15 protein-coding genes are annotated in these 16,622 nt (G+C 70.1%); 2 read left to right on the plus strand and 13 right to left on the minus strand.

The features are described 5' to 3' along the window. Position 1: 1 nt before the first annotated feature. The 12 genes from secD to pgsA form a co-directional block, all read right to left on the minus strand. Positions 2–1,771 carry a protein translocase subunit SecD gene (gene secD / locus CES90_RS14555; protein ID WP_189785205.1) on the minus strand — a complete coding sequence of 590 codons (1,770 nt, stop codon included), beginning with the start codon at positions 1,769–1,771 and terminating at the stop codon, positions 2–4. Between the two features lie 132 nt (positions 1,772–1,903). After that, complete coding sequence (yajC, locus tag CES90_RS14560; protein ID WP_189785206.1) at positions 1,904–2,398, minus strand: preprotein translocase subunit YajC; 495 nt, start codon at positions 2,396–2,398, stop codon at positions 1,904–1,906. Positions 2,399–2,575: 177 nt separating this feature from the next. Next, positions 2,576–3,646: a Holliday junction branch migration DNA helicase RuvB gene (gene ruvB / locus CES90_RS14565; RefSeq protein ID WP_189785207.1), complete on the minus strand. Its 1,071-nt coding sequence runs from the start codon at positions 3,644–3,646 to the stop codon at positions 2,576–2,578. 146 nt (positions 3,647–3,792) lie between these two features. Continuing rightward, the gene (gene ruvA, locus CES90_RS14570; protein ID WP_189785208.1) at positions 3,793–4,398 is read right to left on the minus strand and encodes a Holliday junction branch migration protein RuvA; all 606 of its coding nucleotides are present in this window, start codon (positions 4,396–4,398) and stop codon (positions 3,793–3,795) included. Then, positions 4,395–4,934 (minus strand): crossover junction endodeoxyribonuclease RuvC, encoded by a 540-nt coding sequence (gene ruvC, locus CES90_RS14575; RefSeq protein ID WP_189785209.1) that lies wholly within the window; start codon positions 4,932–4,934, stop codon positions 4,395–4,397. Before ruvC ends, ruvA begins: the two co-directional genes overlap by 4 nt. A 202-nt stretch (positions 4,935–5,136) precedes the next feature. Beyond that, entirely contained in the window at positions 5,137–5,889 is a 753-nt protein-coding gene (locus CES90_RS14580; protein ID WP_189785210.1) for a YebC/PmpR family DNA-binding transcriptional regulator, read from the minus strand. Positions 5,890–5,938: 49 nt separating this feature from the next. Continuing rightward, positions 5,939–6,547 (minus strand): pyridoxal 5'-phosphate synthase glutaminase subunit PdxT, encoded by a 609-nt coding sequence (pdxT, locus tag CES90_RS14585; protein WP_189785211.1) that lies wholly within the window; start codon positions 6,545–6,547, stop codon positions 5,939–5,941. A 6-nt stretch (positions 6,548–6,553) separates the two neighbouring features. Further along, on the minus strand, positions 6,554–7,471 hold the full coding sequence (pdxS, locus tag CES90_RS14590; RefSeq protein WP_189785212.1) for a pyridoxal 5'-phosphate synthase lyase subunit PdxS: 918 nt from the start codon (positions 7,469–7,471) through the stop codon (positions 6,554–6,556). 248 nt (positions 7,472–7,719) lie between these two features. Then, complete coding sequence (locus CES90_RS14595; protein ID WP_189785213.1) at positions 7,720–8,265, minus strand: LemA family protein; 546 nt, start codon at positions 8,263–8,265, stop codon at positions 7,720–7,722. Positions 8,266–8,313: 48 nt separating this feature from the next. Next, positions 8,314–9,474 (minus strand): glycosyltransferase family 4 protein, encoded by a 1,161-nt coding sequence (locus CES90_RS14600; protein ID WP_189785214.1) that lies wholly within the window; start codon positions 9,472–9,474, stop codon positions 8,314–8,316. Beyond that, positions 9,471–10,457, minus strand: a complete 987-nt coding sequence (locus CES90_RS14605) for a phosphatidylinositol mannoside acyltransferase (RefSeq protein ID WP_189785215.1) — start codon at positions 10,455–10,457, stop codon at positions 9,471–9,473. The genes CES90_RS14600 and CES90_RS14605 overlap by 4 nt, the downstream gene beginning before the upstream one ends. Beyond that, positions 10,454–11,230, minus strand: coding sequence for a phosphatidylinositol phosphate synthase (gene pgsA / locus CES90_RS14610; RefSeq protein ID WP_189785229.1), 777 nt, complete (start codon positions 11,228–11,230; stop codon positions 10,454–10,456). The genes CES90_RS14605 and pgsA overlap by 4 nt, the downstream gene beginning before the upstream one ends. Positions 11,231–11,492: 262 nt before the next feature. Between pgsA and CES90_RS14615 the strand changes: the two genes are divergently transcribed. Both CES90_RS14615 and CES90_RS14620 read left to right on the plus strand, forming a co-directional pair. Next, positions 11,493–13,691, plus strand: coding sequence for an elongation factor G-like protein EF-G2 (locus tag CES90_RS14615; RefSeq protein ID WP_189785216.1), 2,199 nt, complete (start codon positions 11,493–11,495; stop codon positions 13,689–13,691). A gap of 421 nt (positions 13,692–14,112) precedes the next feature. Continuing rightward, the gene (locus tag CES90_RS14620; RefSeq protein ID WP_189785217.1) at positions 14,113–15,783 is read left to right on the plus strand and encodes a hypothetical protein; all 1,671 of its coding nucleotides are present in this window, start codon (positions 14,113–14,115) and stop codon (positions 15,781–15,783) included. A gap of 108 nt (positions 15,784–15,891) precedes the next feature. On the opposite strand, the gene CES90_RS14625 is transcribed toward CES90_RS14620, so the two are convergent. Further along, the gene (locus tag CES90_RS14625; protein ID WP_229914064.1) at positions 15,892–16,440 is read right to left on the minus strand and encodes an HIT family protein; all 549 of its coding nucleotides are present in this window, start codon (positions 16,438–16,440) and stop codon (positions 15,892–15,894) included. Between the last annotated feature and the right edge of the window lie 182 nt (positions 16,441–16,622).

Below are 16,622 nucleotides of genomic sequence, written 5' to 3' on the forward strand. Positions count from 1 at the left end.
CTCAGGCCTCCTTCGGGTCGGCAGGGGCGGCGGGACGGCGGGTGCGGCGCAGCGGGGGCCGGGCACCCAGACGCTTCGGGTCGAGGCCGGACCAGCTGTGGCCGCTTCCGAAGAACTTCGTGCGGGCGAGGAGCGTCAGCAGTGGCTTCGTGAAGAGGAAGACGACCACCACGTCAAGCAGGGTGGTGAGGCCCAGCGTGAACGCGAAGCCCTGCACCTTGCCCACGGTGACGATGAACAGCACAGCGGCGGCGAGGAACGACACGAAGTCGGAGACCAGGATGGTGCGCCGGGCACGCGGCCAGGCACGCTCGACCGCGGGGCGCAGGGTGCGGCCCTCACGGATCTCGTCCCGCACGCGTTCGAAGTACACGATGAACGAGTCCGCCGTGATGCCGATCGCGACGATCGCACCGCAGACGGCCGGCAGGTTCAGGGCGAAGCCGATAGCCGGGCCGAGCAGCGACATGATCAGGTAGGTCAGGGCCGCGGAGACCAGCAGCGAGGCGATGGCGATGAGCGACAGACCGCGGTAGTAGGCGAGCAGGTAGATCACGACCAGGGCCAGACCGATCGCACCGGCGATCAGACCGGCCTCCAGCTGCTCATCGCCGAGCGCGGGGCTGACGGTGGTGACGCTCGCCTCCCTGAAGGTCAGCGGGAGCGCGCCGTACGACAGCATGTTGGAGAGGTTCTCGGCCTCTTCCTGGGTGAAGCTGCCGGAGATCTCGGCCTTGCCGCCGGTCACCGCGCTGGTGACGTACGGGTGCGAGACGACCGCGTCGTCGAGGACGATCGCGAACTCGTTCATCGGGGACGACTGGCCCGCCAGCTGACCGGTGATCTTCGCGAACTTGTCGCCACCGCCGGAGTTGAAGTCCATGACGACCTTCCACTGGGCCGTCCGCTGGTCGAGGATGGCCTGGGCCTTCGTCACGTCGGTGCCGTCGACCCCAACCGGGCCGAGCACGAACTTGGTCCACCTCTTGTCGCTCTCCTGACCACAGGCGACGACCGGCTCGGTGCTCTTGCCCTTGCCGGCGGCGGCGCGCTGCTTCTCGTCGGCGCAGTCGAGGGCGACGAACTTCTGCTGGAGCGCCTGAGTGTCGGCGTCCGCACTGGCGCTCGCCGACGGTGAGGCGCTGTCGGTGACCTTGGGCGACTCGGAGCCGCTCGTGGAAGGCGTGGGGTCGGCCTTGAGCGCGTCGGTCACCGCACGGCCCTGGGAGGTGGCGGAGGTCGAGGGGCTGGGGGAGCCGGACGAGGTCGCCTTGTCCTTGTCGCCGGAGTCGGAGGCCGAGGCGGAGCTCGTCGGGCTCGGCGAGGCGCTGCCGCTCGGGGTGGCACTCGGAGTGGCCGTCGCACCGGATCCGGCCTGGCTCTGCAGGACCGGACGGAAGTACAGCTTCGCGGTGGTGCCGACCTGGTCCCGGGCCTCCTCGGAGTTCGTGCCCTTGGGAATGTTGACGATGATGTTTTCCCGGCCCTGGGTCTGAACCTCGGCTTCGGAGACACCAAGACCGTTGACACGGCGGTTCATGATCTCGACCGCGGTGTCCATGTTGGCCTTGTTGATCGCCGACTCCTGGCCGCTCCTCGCCTCGAGCGTGATGCTCGTACCACCGGCGAGGTCGATGCCGAGACGCGGAGTGGTGTGTCCGGAGGCAAACATTCCCCCGGTGAGCGCCACGATGGCGATCAGGATGAGGGCCAGCGCGCGCCCAGGCTTGCTCTGGGCGCCCGCGCTCCGGCCCTTCTTCGGTGCTGCCACCTTCTCGTACTCCCTCTCGGGCCGCCGCGCGCGGGGTCAGCGCGCAGGCGGCCATGACGTGGTCGGGAATCCGGGCGAAAACGGCACGTGCCCGGGGCGCGGACGGTTCTCGCCGCGCATCCGGGGACGTGACTACTTCGCGTCGGACTCGCCGTCGGTCTTCTTCGGCTCTGCTTCGTCGGCCTTCACCTTGGCCGGCTCGTCGGTCGCGTCGTCCGCCGCGTCCTTCTTGCCGAGGTCGAGGGGCTTGTCGTCGGAAGCGGCGGAAGCGTCGTCGGAGGGCTCGTCGGTCTCGGTGAGGGAGGAGGCGTCGTCCGGGACGACGTCGGACTTCAGGTCGTGCTCGATGCCGTGGACGATGCGGTTGTACTCGTCGTCGGTCAGGACGGCACCGATGGCGTTCTTCGCGAACAGCAGCTCGACGCCCGGTCCGGCGTCGAGAAGGACCGTGTCGTCGTTGACCTCCTTGACCGTGGCGTACATGCCCCCGATCGTGCGGACGCCGGAACCGGGTTGCATCTGGTTCCGCATGTCGGCGGCCTGCTGCTGCTTCTTCTTGGCCGATCGGGTCATGAGGATCATCGCCCCGATGAGCACGATGAACGGGAGGAGGGCTGCGAGACTCACGGGTCGGAACTTCCTTCACACGACCGCGATGGCGAGCGGCCTGATGGGTGGTGGGGTTTTATACGCCGCCGACAAGGGCGGCATCGGCGGAGTCTAAGCGAGTCCACCATGATGGAACAACGCACAGCATGTCACCGTGGTTCCTCACCAGGCGAGTCCCGCACCGTCACGAGAGGGTCACGCCCCGAACAGGTCCTGTTGTCCGTTTCCGCCGGTCGTGCCGCGTGGCGGGGTGAGGCCGAGGTGCGCCCAGGCGGCGGGGGTCGCCACACGGCCACGGGGGGTGCGGGCGAGCAGTCCCTCGCGGACGAGGAAGGGCTCGGCGACCTCTTCGACGGTCTCGCGCTCCTCCCCCACGGCGACGGCGAGTGTGGAGAGACCGACCGGGCCGCCGCCGAAGAGCTTGAGCAGGGCTTCGAGGACACCGCGGTCGAGGCGGTCGAGCCCGCGGGCGTCGACCTCGTAGACGGCGAGGGCGGCCGAGGCGATGTCGCGCGTGATGATCCCGTCGGCCTTGACCTGCGCGTAGTCCCGTACGCGGCGCAGGAGGCGGTTGGCGATGCGGGGGGTGCCCCGGGAGCGACCGGCGATCTCGGCGGCGCCGTCCGGGTTGATCTCGACGTCGAGCAGGTTCGCCGAGCGGTGGATGACGCGCTCCAGTTCGGCGGGCTCGTAGAACTCCATGTGCGCGGTGAAGCCGAAGCGGTCGCGCAGCGGGGGCGGCAGCAGACCCGCCCGGGTGGTGGCGCCGACCAGCGTGAACGGCGGCAGTTCGAGCGGGATGGCGGTGGCGCCCGGGCCCTTGCCGACGATGACGTCGACCCGGAAATCCTCCATGGCCATGTAGAGCATCTCCTCGGCGGGCCGGGACATGCGGTGGATCTCGTCGAGGAAGAGGACCTCTCCCTCCTGGAGGGAGGAGAGGATCGCGGCCAGGTCCCCGGCGTGCTGGATGGCCGGGCCGGAGGTGATGCGGATCGGGGCGTCCATCTCGGCCGCGATGATCATCGACAGGGTTGTCTTGCCGAGGCCCGGGGCGCCCGAGAGCAGGACGTGGTCGGCTGTCGCCCCACGCGCGCGTGCCGCCCGCAGAACCAGGTCGAGTTGCTCGCGGACCTTCTCCTGACCGATGAACTCGTCCAGGTCCTTGGGGCGCAGGGCCGCCTCGACGGCCTGGTCCTCACGGTCGGCGACAGAACCCACCAGCCGCTCGGGGGCGGTGTCGTCGGTCGTGTCGTCCCAGTTCACTGAAACTCTCCTTGTGGGCGGGGTGCCGGGTTCGCCTGACTCGGCCGGGGGTCCGGGGGTTGTCCCCCGGATGGACACAGCACTGCTGTGCCTCGCGGGTCTCGGTCGGTGTGGGTGGGTTCGTACGGCGTGCTTCAACAGGTGGGTCAGCGGGCTCTGTTGAGGGTCTGGAGGGCGGCCTTCAGCAACTGACCCACCTGGGGCGTGCCTTCGGCGGCCTCGGCCTGCGGGGCTACGGCGGACACGGCCTCGTCGGCCTCTCGGGTCGCGTAGCCGAGGCCGATCAGGGCAGCGTGGAGCTGGTCGCGCCAGCCGCTGGTGATCGCCGTACCCACGGCGGGCGCGCCAATGGGTTCGCCCAGCCGGTCCTTCAGTTCCAGGAGCAGCTTCTGGGCGCCCTTCTTGCCGATGCCGGGGACGGCGATCAGGGCTTTCTCGTCTCCGGTGGCGACCGCGCGGCGCAGCGCGTCCGGTGTGTGTACGGCAAGCATCGCCTGGGCCAGCCGGGGGCCCACGCCGCTGGCGGTCTGAAGCAGTTCGAAGACCTGGCGTTCGTCGTCGTCCACGAAGCCGTACAGGGTGAGCGAGTCCTCCCGTACGACGAGGGAGGTGGCGAGTTTGGCGGGCTGGCCGATCCGGAGGGTGGACAGCGTGTTCGGCGTGCACTGGACGGCCATGCCGACCCCGCCCACCTCGACGACGGCGGCGTCGGGAGCGAGTGCGGCGACCGTGCCGCTGACGAAGGCGATCATGCCGTACGGCCTTTCGTTGCTTTGGCTGTGTGCAGGGCGACGGCCTGTTGGAGGCGGTTCTGGGCGGGGGCGCGCCAGATGTGGCAGATGGCGAGCGCGAGGGCGTCGGCCGCGTCTGCCGGCTTCGGGGGTGCGTCGAGCCGCAGCAGCCGGGTGACCATGGCGCCGACCTGGGCCTTGTCGGCGCGACCGCTGCCGGTGACGGCGGCCTTGACCTCGCTGGGGGTGTGCAGGGCGACCGGGATGCCGCGGCGGGCGGCGCACAGCATGGCGACGGCGCTGGCCTGGGCGGTGCCCATGACCGTCCGGACGTTGTGCTGGCTGAACACCCGCTCCACAGCGACGTATTCGGGGCGGTATGCGTCGAGCCACTGCTCGATGCCCTGCTCGACGGCGACGAGGCGGTGGCCCAACTCGGCGTCCGTGGGCGTACGGACGACTCCGACGCCGAGCATGGTGAGCGGTCGGCCCGCGACCCCCTCGACCACACCGACACCGCACCGCGTCAGCCCCGGGTCCACCCCCAGTACGCGCACGCGCCTCTCCCCTTTTTGCGGCCAAACCGCCGCCGCTCTCGCCGACCTGGCTGAGCACCGTCGGGGTTCCTCAATTGATGGTTGCGGTCCGTGGACGGTGATCACTGACTGCCGCCAGGCTATCCGCAGCCACTGACAACAGCGGCGGGCCGGTGGGACGCGTGTCCCACCGGCCCGCCGAAACCACTGTGCCCGCGGAGCGCTACGCGTCGACCTTGGCCATCACGTCGTCGCTGACGTCGAAGTTGGCGAAGACGTTCTGGACGTCGTCGCTGTCCTCGAGGGCGTCGATCAGCTTGAAGATCTTCTTGGCGCCCTCCTCGTCCAGCTCGACCTGCATGGTCGGGACGAAGTTGGCCTCGGCGGAGTCGTAGTCGATGCCGGCCTCCTGGAGGGAGCTGCGGACCGCGACCAGGTCGGTGGCCTCGCTGAGCACCTCGAAGGACTCACCCAGGTCGTTGACCTCCTCGGCGCCCGCGTCGAGCACGACCTCCAGGACGTCGTCCTCGGTCAGCTCGCCCTTGGGGACGATCACGACGCCCTTGCGGTTGAAGAGGTACGAGACGGAGCCCGGGTCGGCCATCGAGCCGCCGTTGCGGGTCATGGCGACGCGGACGTCGGAGGCGGCGCGGTTGCGGTTGTCGGTGAGGCACTCGATGAGCACCGCGACACCGTTCGGCCCGTAGCCCTCGTACATGATCGTCTCGTAGTCGGCGCCACCGGCCTCGAGACCGCCACCGCGCTTGATCGCGGAGTCGATGTTCTTGTTCGGCACCGACTGCTTCTTCGCCTTCTGCACGGCGTCGTACAGCGTCGGATTGCCCTCGAGGTCGACGCCGCCCATCCGCGCCGCGACCTCGATGTTCTTGATCAGCTTCGCGAAGAGCTTGCCGCGCTTGGCGTCGATCACGGCCTTCTTGTGCTTCGTCGTGGCCCATTTAGAGTGGCCGGACATCTGCCTGTCTCCTTCGCGTAACCCATCTCTGCAACGAACGCCAGAGATCCTACAAGGACTCCGTCGCCCGGCTCGCGCGCACCATGTCGACGAACAGCGCGTGCAGCCGGTGGTCGCCGGTCAGTTCCGGGTGGAACGACGTGGCGAGGGCGTTGCCCTGGCGTACGGCGACGATGTGACCGTCGTGCTCGGCGAGCACCTCGGTCTCGGCGCCCACGGACTCCACCCAGGGGGCGCGGATGAACACGCCCTCCACAGGATCGCCGTCTATGCCCTTGATGTCGACCGCCGCCTCGAAGGACTCGTTCTGCCGTCCGAAGGCGTTGCGGCGCACGATCATGTCGATGCCGCCGATGGTCTCCTGGCCCGAGCGCGGGTCGAGGATCTTGTCGGCGAGCATGATCATGCCCGCGCAGGTGCCGTATACGGGCATGCCGTCACGCACGCGCGCGCGTAGTGGGTCCATGACGCCGAAGAGCACGGCGAGCTTGGAGATGGTGGTGGACTCGCCGCCGGGGATGACGAGGGCGTCCACCTCGGCGAGTTCCTCGGGGCGCCGCACCGGCCTGGCCACGGCGTCCGCCGCGGCCAGGGCGATGAGGTGCTCCCGTACGTCGCCCTGGAGGGCCAGGACGCCTATGACGGGGGTGTCGCTCATGGGTGGTTACCAGCCCCGGTTCGCGTAGCGCTCGGCCTCGGGGAGGGTGTCGCAGTTGATGCCGACCATGGCTTCGCCCAGGTTGCGGGAGGCGTCCGCGATGATCTTCGGGTCGTCGTAGAAGGTGGTGGCCTTCACGATGGCGGCGGCGCGCTTGGCCGGGTCGCCGGACTTGAAGATGCCGGAGCCGACGAAGACGCCCTCGGCGCCGAGCTGGCGCATCAGCGCGGCGTCGGCCGGGGTGGCGACACCGCCGGCGGAGAAGAGGACGACCGGCAGCTTGCCCAGCTCCGAGACCTCCTTGACGAGCTCGTACGGGGCGCGCAGCTCCTTGGCGGCGGCGTACAGCTCGTTGTTGTCGAAGCCGCGCAAGCGGGCGATCTCGTTCTTGATCTGGCGGAGGTGGCGGACGGCCTCGACGACGTTGCCGGTGCCGGCCTCGCCCTTGGAGCGGATCATGGCGGCGCCCTCGGCTATGCGGCGCAGGGCCTCGCCGAGGTTGGTGGCGCCGCAGACGAAGGGGGTGGTGAAGGCCCACTTGTCGGAGTGGTTGACCTCGTCGGCCGGGGTGAGGACCTCGGACTCGTCGATGTAGTCGACGCCGAGGGACTGCAGGACCTGGGCCTCGACGAAGTGGCCGATGCGGGACTTGGCCATCACCGGGATGGAGACGGCGTTGATGATGCCCTCGATCATGTCCGGGTCGGACATACGGGCCACGCCGCCGTCCTTGCGGATGTCGGCCGGGACCCGCTCCAGGGCCATGACCGCGACCGCGCCGGCGTCCTCGGCGATCTTCGCCTGCTCCGGGGTGACGACGTCCATGATCACACCACCCTTGAGCTGCTCGGCCATGCCGCGCTTCACGCGGGCGGTGCCGGTCTCGGGGGTCTGGGCGGTGGAGTTGGAGAGCGTGCTGGACACGGGTTTGACCTCGCTCGGGGAAGAGGGTTTCTGCAAACACCGAGGAAACGGGAGGGGAGCAGGCCACGGCAAGGGCCAATGGGGAGGCGGTGGATCGTTTTCGCCCCGCGAGGGGCTGCTGCCCTGTCGGCCGCTCACGCCTGCTCGCCGTAGGGGTGGGGGTGTGTGGGCGAGTGCGGGTCCGTTGTGGCTGGTCGCGCAGTTCCCCTCGCCCCTTGATGGCCCTGCGGGCCAATCCACCGCGCCCGTCAAGAACCCGCTCGGTCCGCCAGTGCTGTTGGGGGCTCGTCGTCCATTTCGAAGGCCAGCGGGAAGGGGGCGTGGCCGGCGAGGCGGAACCAGCGGACCTTGCGGTGGCGGCGGAGGGCACGGGCGGCGCGTACGGCGTCGTTGTGGAAGCGGCGTGCCATGGGAACGCGGCGCACGGCCTGGGCCAGCTCGTTCGCCGCGTCCTCGCCACCCGGCGCTTCCCGCACCACCTCCACCTGCTGCGCCTCGCCGAACACGGCCCGCAGCGCCTGGCTCAGCTCGCTCTCGGCGACCTCACGCTGCTCCTCCTCGGCCTGCCGGGCCGCGTGCGCCGCCTCGTAGAGCACGATCGAGGCGGCGGGGTCGAGCACCCCAGCAGTGGCCAGTTCCTGGGCGACCGAGGCGCGGCGCAGCAGCTGCGCGTCGAGCGCGGCACGGGCGGCGTCGATGCGCGCGTGCAGTCGGTCGAGGCGTCCGGCGGTCCAGCTCAGGTAGAGGCCGATCGCGAAGAGGACAACCGCGATCCAGATGAGTGTCGAAGTCACGGGCCGCAAGGCTACCCGTGCCCCACCCGCCCTCCGGCCCCACGCCGGTCAGTCCCGAGCCAGGCCCAGCCGTGCCCGCAACCCGACGCGCTCGTCCGCGGCCACCGAGGCGGCGCCCTCGGTGACCGTTTCGTAGACGCCGAGGATGTCGGCGCCGACCGTCGACCAGTCGAAGCGGCGGACGTGGGCGCTGCCGCGTTCGCGGAGTTCGGTGCGGCGGGCGGGGTCGCCGAGGAGGCGTAGGGCGGCTGCGGCGAGGGCGTCGGCGTCCTCGTTGGCGAAGAGTTCCCCGGCGGCGCCCTGGTCGAGGACCTGGGTGAATGCGTCGAGGTCGGAGGCGAGGACCGGGGCGCCCGCCGACATGGCCTCGACGAGGATGATGCCGAAGCTCTCGCCACCGGTGTTGGGGGCGACGTAGACATCGACGCTGCGCAGGAAGCGTGCCTTGTCCTCGTCGCTGACCATGCCGAGGAACTGCACACGGGAGCGCATTTCCTTGGGCAGTGTCTCGACGGCCTCCTCCTCGTCGCCGCGCCCGGCGACCAGCAGACGGGTCTGAGGGCGTTCGGCGAGGATCTTCGGCAGCGCCTTCATCAGCACCGGCAGGCCCTTGCGGGGCTCGTCGATACGGCCGATGAAGCCGAGCGTGTCGCCCTGCCAGTCGGGGTTGGGTTTGGCCCGGGCGAAGAAGTCCACGTCGACGCCGTTCGGGATGACGACCGCGTCACCGCCCAGGTGTTCGACGAGGGTGCGGCGGGCGTACTCGCTCACGGCGATGCGCGCGCTGATCTTCTCCAGCGCGGGCTGGAGGATCGGATACGCAGCGATCATCGCCCGGGAGCGCGGGTTGGAGGTGTGGAACGTGGCGACGATCGGGCCCTGCGCCGCCCAGCACGCCAGCAGGCCGAGCGACGGAGAGGCCGGCTCATGGATGTGGATCACGTCGAACGTGCCCTCGTGCAGCCAGCGCCGTACCCGCGCGGCCGAGAGGAAGCCGAAGTTCAGCCGGGCCACCGAGCCGTTGTACGGCACGGGGACCGCGCGGCCCGCGGAGACGACGTACGGCGGCAGCGGTGTGTCGTCGTCGGCGGGGGCGAGGACGGACACCTCGTGGCCGAGGCGGATGAGGTGGTCGGCCAGGTCGCGGATGTGGAACTGGACTCCCCCGGGCACGTCCCAGGAGTACGGGCAGACGATCCCGATCTTCACGCGCGCCCCGCAGAGTCCGTCGCCGAACCCGTGCCGTCATCCTGCTCGGACGCGGGATCCTGCCGGGACCCCGTCCCGGGACCCTTTGCGGGGTCGAGGTCCGCGAGCCACAAGCGCTGGAGCATGTGCCAGTCCTCCGGGTGTTCGGCGATGCCGGTGGCGAAGGCGTCTGCCAGCGCCTGTGTCATGACAGACGTCTTTTCCTCGCGGGTACCTGCCTCGGGTACCTCGATCGGGGGATGCAAGCGTCCCCGCATGACGGGCGATTCGTCGTACCAGAGCGTCGCCGTCAGCAGCAGGGCGCCGGTCTGCTGGGCGAGGAGGGCGGGGCCGGCCGGCATACGGGTCTTCTCGCCGAAGAAGTCGACCTCGACACCGGAGGCGGACAGGTCGCGGTCGGCGACCAGGCAGACCAGGCCGCCGTCGCGCAGCCTGCGGGCGAGCGTGCCGAACGCCGTGCCGCCGCTGTGCGGCAGGACCTCCATGCCGAGGCCCTCGCGGTAGGCGACGAAACGGTCGTAGAGCGTCTCGGGCTTGAGGCGTTCGGCGACCGTCGTGAACGGGGTCTTCAGCTCGGTGGTGACCCAGGCGCCGGCGAGGTCCCAGTTGGCGAGGTGCGGCAGCGCCAGTACGACGCCGCGGCTGGAGGCCAGGCCGTCGGTGAGGTGGTGCACGTCCTCGGGGGCGAAGCCGGTCCTTACCCGCTCCTCGCTCCAGGCGGGCAGGCGGAAGGACTCCATCCAGTACCGCAGGTAGGAGCGCATGCCCGCGCGGGACAGCTCACGCAGGCGCTCCGGGCTCGCGCCGGGCACCACGCGCGCGTAGTTGGCCTCCAGGCGGCGTACGAGGGTGCCGCGCCGCTTCCAGGCGGTGTCGGCGATCGTGTGGCCGAGGCGTACGGCGACGGGCTCCGGGAGCTTCTTGACGGTGCTCCAGCCGAGGGCGTAGAGCCCGTCGGTCAGGCGCTCCTGGAGACGGCTCACGAGGTGGCCTCGCTGTTCCGCGGGGCGTCCGTCGGCTCCTGGGCGGCCATTGCGGCGGCCTCCGCCCCCGCCCCCGCCTCTGCCTCCGCCTCCGCCTCCGCGGACTCGCGGCGCACGGTGACGACCCGCTGGATCAGCGTGACGAGGCTGCCGACGGCGACGATCCACAGGGCGATGGGCAGCAGGACGTCGATGCCGGGCACGCCGAACGCGTGCAGGCCCGAGAGGCCGGCCGCGACCAGCGAGATGACCAGCCGCTCGGCGCGCTCCACCAGGCCGTTGACCGCCACCGGCAGTCCGATCGACTCGCCGCGGGCCTTGGTGTAGGACACCACCTGGCCGCTCGCCAGACAGAAGATCGAGACGGCGCACAGGGCGATGTCGTCGCCCTTGCCCGCGTACCAGAGGGCGAAGCCGCCGAAGATCGCGCCGTCGGCGACGCGGTCGAGCGTGGAGTCGAGGAAGGCGCCCCAGCGGCTGGAGCGGCCCATCTGCCGGGCCATGTTGCCGTCGACGAGGTCCGAGAACACGAACAGCGTGATGACGACCGTGCCCCAGAAGAACTCGCCCCGGGGGTAGAAGACCAGCGCACCCGCGATCACTCCGGCGGTGCCGAGGAGCGTGACCGTGTCGGGGCTGACGCCCCTGCGGATCAGAAACGCGGCGAACGGTGTGAGGACACGCGTGAAGAATGCACGCGCGTACTTGTTCAGCATGGCCTTCCCGAGGGTCGGTGTCGCCGCGCGGCCCCTGCTGACCACCGGCGGGCCCATCGTAGCCACGCGCGCGCTTGTGCGACCGTCGGGCACCAGCCCACCCACGTCATGTCCGGAAGGCACCGGTGTCACGCTGGGGTCACCGCGGAGCGTCACCTGGCTCTACCCGGCCCGGGAGGAGGGATCACGTCCTTCGTATGGACGCACCGTGACGGGAGTGGAAAGCTCGAAGGACCGCGGGCGTCATCGGAGCCGCCACCGCACGCGGATCCGCATGTCCGCGCCCACAGTGACCTCACCGTGCACGGGAGGCAGGATCATGGGCGACAAGGCGAACGCACACCCCGGGGCCGCCGGCAGGGCTACGGCGGCCGACCACCCCGCGTCCGTACGGAATGTGGTGCTGGTCGGCCACTCCGGTTCGGGCAAGACGACTCTGGTGGAGGCTCTCGCGCTGACCGCGGGAGCGGTGAACAGGGCGGGCCGTGTGGAGGACGGCGGCACCGTCTCCGACTACGACGAGATCGAACACCGGCAGCAACGCTCGGTGCAGCTCTCCCTCGTACCCGTCGAATGGGGCGGATACAAGATCAATCTTCTGGACACTCCCGGATACGCCGACTTCGTCGGGGAACTCAGGGCCGGTCTGCGAGCGGCGGACGCGGCCCTTTTCGTCGTCTCGGCGTCCGACGGCGTCGACGGCTCGACCCGCATGGTGTGGGAGGAGTGCGCGGCGGTCGGCATGCCCAGGGCGATCGTCATCACGCATCTGGAGTCCGCGCGGGCCGACTTCGAGGAGATGACCCGGGTCTGCGCGGAGACGTTCGGCGGGGACGACCCCGACGCCGTACTCCCGCTCTACCTTCCGCTGCGCGGCCCGCAGGGACCGGACGGGCACGCGCCCGTGACGGGTCTGATCGGGCTGCTGTCGCAGAAGCTGTTCGACTACTCGTCCGGCGAGCGCAAGGAGTCCGAGCCCGGCGAGGACCAGCTGCCGGAGATCGAGGAGGCCCGCAACCGGCTCATCGAGGGGATCATCGCCGAGAGCGAGGACGAGACCCTCATGGACCGCTACCTCGGCGGCGAGGAGATCGACGTCGAGACCCTCATCGGCGACCTGGAGCGGGCCGTCGCGCGCGGGGTCTTCCACCCCGTGCTGGCCGCCGCCCCCGCGGCCGACGGCGCCCGGCAGGGCATCGGCACGGTCGAGCTGCTCGAACTCGTCATCGGCGGCTTCCCCACCCCCCTGGAACGTGAGGCGCCCACGGTGACCACACCGGACGGCAAGCCCCGCGAGATCAAGGCGGCCTGTGACCCGGACGGGCCGCTGGTCGCCGAGGTCGTGAAGACGGCCAGCGACCCCTACGTGGGCCGTATCTCGCTCGTGCGGGTGTTCTCCGGCACCCTGCGCCCCGACGAGACGGTGCACGTCTCCGGGCACGGGCTCGCCGACCGGGGGCACGAGGATCACGACGTCGACGAGCGGATCGGCGCCCTGTCCGCGCCGTTCGGGAAGCAGCAGCGGGTGCTCAGCCACTGCATCGCGGGCGACCTGGCGTGCGTGGCCAAGCTGAACCGCGCCGAGACCGGGGACACCCTTTCGGCCAAGGACGACCCGCTGCTCATGGAGCCGTGGGAGATGCCCGATCCGCTGCTGCCGCTCGCCATCCAGGCGCACAGCAAGGCGGACGAGGACAAGCTCTCCCAGGGCCTCGCCCGGCTGGTCGCCGAGGACCCGACCATGCGGCTGGAACAGAACCAGGACACCCACCAGGTGGTGCTCTGGTGCCTGGGCGAGGCGCACGCCGACGTCGCGCTCGAACGGCTGCGCAGCCGGTACGGCGTCCAGGTCGACGTCGTACCACACAAGGTCTCCCTACGGGAGACGTTCGCCGACCGGTCGGCCGGGCGCGGCCGGCATGTGAAGCAGTCCGGCGGACACGGGCAGTACGCGATCTGCGAGATCGAGGTGGAACCGCTGCCCGGCGGCTCGGGCATCGAGTTCGTGGACAAGGTCGTCGGCGGGGCCGTGCCGAGGCAGTTCATCCCGTCCGTCGAGAAGGGTGTGCGCTCCCAGGCGGCCAAGGGTGTCGCCGCCGGCTACCCGCTGATCGACGTCCGGATCACCCTCAAGGATGGCAAGGCGCACTCGGTGGACTCCTCGGACGCCGCGTTCCAGACGGCGGGCGCCCTGGCGCTGCGCGAGGCGGCGGTCGAGGCGAGGATTCATCTCCTGGAACCGGTGGACGAAGTGTCGGTCCTGGTCGGCGACGAGTACGTCGGCTCCGTCATGAGCGATCTGTCCGGGCGGCGCGGCCGGGTCGTCGGCACCGAGCAGGCGGGAGGCGGACGCACCCTCGTACGGGCCGAGGTCCCGGAGATCGAGATCGACCGGTACGCCGTCGATCTGCGCTCCCTCTCCCACGGCACCGCCCGCTTCGGTCGCCGCTACACACGGCACGAGCCGATGCCGGCCCAGGTTGCCGAACGGGTCCGCGAACAGGCAAAGGAGAACTGACCGTTCGGAGCCTGTGTGAGCCACCCCGACGTGTCGGGGTGGCTCACGGGCGGTGGGTTGGCGGCTCATGGACGGTGGACTCGCGGCTCATGGACGATGGGGTCGCGGCTCATGGACGATGGACTCGCGGCTTACCGACGGTGGACTCGTGGCTCACGCACGGTGGGTTCGTGACTCACGCACGGTGGGTTCGTGACTCACGCACGGTGGGTTCGTGACTCACGCACGGTGGGTTCGTGGCTCACGGACGGTGGGTTCCGTGAATGTCCGTTCCTGGCGCCGCGCAATGTCCGTGGCTGCGGATACGCTGATCACCTGATCGACAAGTGTGGCTTGATCAGGTCCAGATCGGGTCATGACCTGATCAACAGGTGTGCGGAGCACGGAAGTCGGGAAAAGCCGCAGGAGCGAGTGTGCGGCGATGGGGGCGGCAGTGGCGGACGGATTCGATTTCACTCCCGGGGCACAGGTGCCGCTGACAGGCACCGCGGGACAGACGGCGGCGACGTACGCCCTGGCGTCCGCGGCCTACCGGGACAACGAGGTCGAGGAGATCCTCAAGGCCAACAACGACTGGCACAAGTCCACGGTCAAGCCGGGCCGCAAGTGGGCGACGATCTTCAAGCCGAACCTCGGGGAGGCGTTCTCCCTGGCCGTGCGGGACCGCATGGTCGGCGCGGGCCGCAAGCCCCTCATCCAGTCCTTCGGCATGGACCCCCAGGTCGTCGTCGAGCACGCCATGGCGGCGATCAACATCCGCAGGGAGCGCGACAACTGGCTCTCGGCGATCATGGTGCTGTGCGGGCTGCTCTTCCTGCCCGGGCTCCTGCTCTGGCTGCTGGTCTTCCAGATCCGCAGTACGGTCGCCAAGCGCGAGGACAAACGGGCCGGCGCCCTCGCCACCACACTGCTGGTCGCCGTCGGCGCCCTCGCCGTGATCTTCCTGCTCAAGATGCCGTTCACCGGCTTCTGGGCCTGGTACGCGCGCGCGTGCATCGCGCTGCCCGTCGTCGGCTGGTTCTGGGCCAAGCAGATCTGCGAGCGCACCGCCAAGGACCTGCGGGAGCGCTGGTCCAGCCTGCTGGCCGGCGGTGGCATCGGCGCCAAGGTACCCGAGGCCGTGCCCGGCAGCCCTGGCGAGACCAAGGCGGAGCAGCTGCGCAAGGAGCTCGCCCGGCTCAGCGCCGAACAGCGGTCGAACCTCGTCTTCTACGCCGGCCCCAAGGGCATCCTCGGCATGGGCACCCGCTGGGGCAGCTGGCAGCTCGCCGAGGAGCTGGTGCCGGCCGACCCCGGCAAGGAGATCCACCCCTTCCGCAGCTGGGACGTCATACGCGCCATCCACGACCAGCTGCGCATGCTGGAGCGCACGCCTCTCAACACCGGTGGTTTCACGGCCCCTTCCATCAAGCACTGGATCGTCAGCCCCATCGGTGAGGGCGCCGACGCCGTGGCCCGGCCCGAGAGCACCGACGTGGACGCGTACCAGTACAAGACCCACGCCATACAGGAGATCTGCAACAAGCAGCACTTCGGCAGCGGGAACCGGCACTACCTGGGTGTCCAATGGACGCTCTGGGACGGCCAGTTGGTGATCACCATGCTGGTCACGGTCACCGTCCTGCACCAGACGCTGCGCATCGAAGTCACCGGCCACGCGCTGGGGCCGGTGCACGGTCTGTTCACGACCAAGCCGGCGGCCAAGGAGAAGGAGGTCCAGAAGTCGCTGAGGTTCTGGGAGACCCGGAAGGTGAAGCTCCCCCTGGTCGAGACCGACGAGGTCGTGCGGCTCGCCGCACGCGCCCCGCTGACCTGGTACCCGCCGCTGCTCAACTGGCTCGGCGGCTCCATGGCCCTGCCGGAACCGTTCGGCCTGCGCCACGCCTGGGCCGACCAGCCGTGGCGGCACCGGTTCATGGCGGACGACGCGTTGCGGGCGGCCACGCCCGTGCTGCGGGTGGTGCACGCCGCGGCCATCAAGGTGCTCGAGGACAACGGGGTGGACACGGAGAAGTTCGGGTCGCGGGCGGGGTTCCTCAGCACGGCGGTGCAGGATCCGATGCCCCGCAAGGCGGACCTGTACGAGGCGTAGTGCGTGCGGCGGCGGGCGACACAAGTTTGCCGCCCCGCCGCCCCTACCCGTCCCATCCCTGGGGCTCCGCCCCAGACCCCGCTCCTCAAACGCCGGAGGGGCTGATATTCAGGCCGTCGGCCACGCGTCGGCCAGCATCTTCCTTGTGTCGGCCAGCAGTTGAGGCAGGATCCTCGTGTGGCCGACGACCGGCATGAAGTTGGTGTCGCCGCCCCAGCGGGGAACGACGTGCTGGTGGAGATGGGCGGCGATGCCGGCGCCGGCGACGGTGCCCTGGTTCATACCGATGTTGAAGCCGTGCGCGCCGGAGGCGGTGCGCAGGGCCGTCATGGACTGCTTGGTGAGCTCGGCCAGCTCGGTGGTCTCGGGGCCGGTGAGGTCGGTGTAGTCGGCGACGTGGCGGTAGGGCACGACCATGAGGTGCCCGCCGTTGTACGGGTAGAGGTTGAGCACCGCGTAGACGTGCTCCCCACGCCTGATGATCAGGCCGTCCTCATCCGATTTCGCCGGGATCGAGCAGAACGGGCAGCCGTCGTCGGCCCCAGGACCGGTCGGCTTGTTCTCGCCCTGGATGTACGCCATCCGGTGGGGCGTCCACAGGCGCTGGAACGCGTCCTGCGTTCCCACTCCGATCTGCTGCTCCGGCTCACTCGTCATGTGGTGCAGCATATGGCTTCGCCTGCTCGCGGCGTGTCGCCGGGTGCCGGGCCGGGAGGCGCGGGGCCAAGCTGAGGCGATGGACCACGACAGCCGCACACTCCACTGGGAGCAGCGCACGGGACGCGTCCTCGCCGGGGCATCGGGCCTCTTCCTCACCTCTCCCGCGGTACAGGTGCTGG

This window comes from Streptomyces capitiformicae (genome assembly GCF_002214185.1).
In the GTDB taxonomy this organism is placed as follows: Bacteria; Actinomycetota; Actinomycetes; order Streptomycetales; family Streptomycetaceae; genus Streptomyces; species Streptomyces capitiformicae.